Raw genomic sequence first — 2,889 nt, forward strand, 5'->3', positions numbered from 1 at the left:
GCGACCATGAACATCAAGCTGACACTGGGAGAACGGCTCAAAGACCTGCGTGTGGAGCGGAGTCTGAAGCTGGAAACGCTGGCAGAGCAGACGGGTCTGTCCAAATCGGCATTGTCGAAATACGAGAGTGACGATGTGACCGACCTCAGCATTTATGCGGTGACAACGCTGGCTGAGTTCTATGGCGTGACCACGGACTACCTGTTGGGCGTGACGGAAAACAAAAAACGCCCAGATGCAGTCCTTTCGGACTTGCATCTGAGCGATGGCGCAGTGGACGTATTAAGGAATGGGAATTTCAATCATCGGCTGCTGTGTGAACTTTTGGAACATCCCGATTTTTCCCGGTGGATGACCGACCTTGAGATCTGTGTGGACGGTCTGGTCAGTGACCGCATCCGGGATATGAATGCCATGGTGGAAGCCACCCGGCAGGAACTGGAAAAGCGATACCATGCCGATGCAGAGGACCTGACCATGCGGACGCTGAAGGCGGCGCAGATCAACGAGGACGAATATTTCGGGCAGATCCTCTATGATGAGCTGGCGGCGATCCTGAAGCAGATCAAAGCGGCACATGGGACCGATAAGACCACGTCGGACGGCGCAGCGGTCGAGCAAGCGAGGAAGCAGCTTGAAAATGCACAGAAGTTTGAAGGTTCTCCGTTGGAAAAGAAGATGAATGTCCTGATGGGACAGATCGGCATCGACTATTCCAAGCTGACGAAAGAAGAACAGATGACCTTGCTGCGAGTGTTCAATAAATCCTCTATGTTAAAGCACCGCACAAAGGCCGGGATGCGGGGCAAATACAGACGCTGATTATTTACCTTGCGGCTTATAGGGAAAAACGCTGCTACGGCAGGACGGGAGAATGTACACCATTGGTTCCTCTGCAAGCCTGCGCTGGGTGGGCAGAAACCATTAGCTGCCATCCCCATCCGCGCATCCTTCTGCCGCAGAATAGGTGCTTGCCGGAGCTGCTCGCAGTCCCTTTTCCGCATCAGCCGGAACCAAGGTGTAACACACTAGACTTTGCAAACAAAGTCGTGTGCCACGAAACCCCGGCACGGTTTCTTTGGATTCTTCCGGCTATTGCGTTGCTTCCCGGTTTCAGACAATAGAAGATGCGGGCGTCAACTCGTACACATGATCGAACTGGGCTTTACGTTCGTCGCTCAGGTGATGGCTAATCAGGATCAGGGTCAGGTCAGGGTTGGACAGCAGGCTCTTCTCCACGATGTCGGCGTTCTTCTGGTCCAGGGCGCTGGTGCCCTCATCCACCAGCAGGATGCTGCGGTTATGGATCAGAGCACGGGCGATGGCCACGCGCTGCTTCTGGCCGCCCGAGAGGGCGTTGCCTTCCTCGCCCACCGGCGTATCCAGACCCTTGGGCATATTGGCAAGGTCGCCTGCCAGGGCGCTGTCACGCAGTGCCTTTTCCATCTGCTCGTCGGTAAAGTGCTCACCCAGGGTAATGTTCTCACGGATGGTGGTATTGAACAGGAACACATTCTGTTCGATGTAGCTCATTTTCTGCTGGAGCTGCTCGGGCGTGTAATCCCGCACGTCTCTCTCGTCATAAAGGACCTTGCCCTGGTAGCCGGGCAGCCAGCCCAGAAGAATCTTCAGCAGGGTGCTCTTGCCGCAGCCGGAGGGACCGGTGAGGGCGTATTTGCCGCCTTTCTTGAATTCCGCGTTCATGTGGACCAGGATCGGCTTCTTTTCATCGTAGCCGAAAGAGACATCCTTGACCGTAATGCCTTCCTGCAGGGTAGGCAGACCGAAATCAGGAAGCTGCGCCTCGCCGGCATGGATGGTAATCTTATCGAAATAGGGCTTGCTGGCCGAGAAGGACACTGCAAGTTTGGACACCTGGTTCAGTCCATTATACACGCCGGCGCAGATGGTACCGGTGCCCATAAAGGTGGCCAGAGGAATCATATCATTGAGGATCAGGACACCCAGCAGGATGACAACGGCCACTTGGCAGACGGCGCTGACATAGGCCAGACCACAGCCGATGCCGTCCTTGTTGATGGTCAGTTTGTACTTGGCCTGCTCCATGCTGTCGCTGGCTGCATCGACTCCGCTGGTAAACCGTTCATCCTTGCCAAAGAAGCGAAGCACATCGTAACCTGCCAGCAGATCCTTGATTTTACTGACGCTGTCAGCCTGGCTGGCGGCACAGGCTGTGCCAACGGTTCCCAACCGTTGGCTGAACAGACGAGGAACGAAGATCATAACCAATGCGATGACCAGAGAAATCACCAGAAGCAGCCAATGAATGGATGCCAGTGCAACGATGCCGAACACCACCTGTGCCGCAGAACCCATGATGGTGAAAAACGGAGTCCAGGCCATCTGCTCAATCTGGTTCACGTCGTTGGTAAACTGGGAGAGGTACTCGCCGCTCTCCTGCTTATGATACTCCTGATGGGTCTTGTGCAACAGGCCCGCTGCCATATCCCGGCGCAGAGCGTTGTTCATCCGGCGCACGGCCCGGCCCTGGAAGAAGGTCTCTGCAATCAGGCAAAGGACCACGGCCAGCCAGGTCAGCAGAAGAAGAATGATCCGAATGGTGAAAGCCCGCAGATCACCGTCCAGCAGTCCCTGGGTGATCTGAATCTGTACCAGACTGGTGCAGACCTGCAAACCATAGGCAACAACCATACAGATGGAGGCCGCTGTAACAGTGGGCCAGCACTTTTTGAGATAATACTTCATGATTTCCACCTCTTCGGTGATCGTTCCATCTGTCTCTATGAACAGTGGATTGTGTGCTTTGCTCTTTCTGATTCAAATTGTAGCACACAGGATGAGGAATAAAGTAACCGTCAAATCTCCCGGCGGATGGACACCCATGGGATAATAGTAGTGGAACGTTTC

Annotated in this window: 2 protein-coding genes; one reads left to right on the top strand and one right to left on the bottom strand. The window is 54.6% G+C overall.

Features of this window, described 5'->3' with window-relative positions; translation table 11 throughout:
* On the top strand, positions 1 to 822 hold an 822-nt coding region (locus DWY95_RS16685; protein ID WP_243082896.1), incomplete at its 5' end, for a helix-turn-helix transcriptional regulator.
* Between the two features lie 291 nt (positions 823 to 1,113).
* On the opposite strand, the gene DWY95_RS16690 is transcribed toward DWY95_RS16685, so the two are convergent.
* Positions 1,114 to 2,727 carry an ABC transporter ATP-binding protein gene (locus DWY95_RS16690; protein ID WP_118554332.1) on the bottom strand — a complete coding sequence of 538 codons (1,614 nt, stop codon included), beginning with the start codon at positions 2,725 to 2,727 and terminating at the stop codon, positions 1,114 to 1,116.
* Positions 2,728 to 2,889: the final 162 nt, after the last annotated feature.

It is taken from the genome of Faecalibacterium sp. AF28-13AC (assembly GCF_003478405.1).
In the GTDB taxonomy this organism is placed as follows: Bacteria; Bacillota; Clostridia; order Oscillospirales; family Ruminococcaceae; genus Faecalibacterium; species Faecalibacterium prausnitzii_E.

Coding starts and splice junctions, on each gene's coding strand:
- DWY95_RS16690 (WP_118554332.1), bottom strand. CDS start 2,727: ATGAAGTATTATCTCAAAAAGTGCTGGCCCACTGTTACAGCGGCCTCC.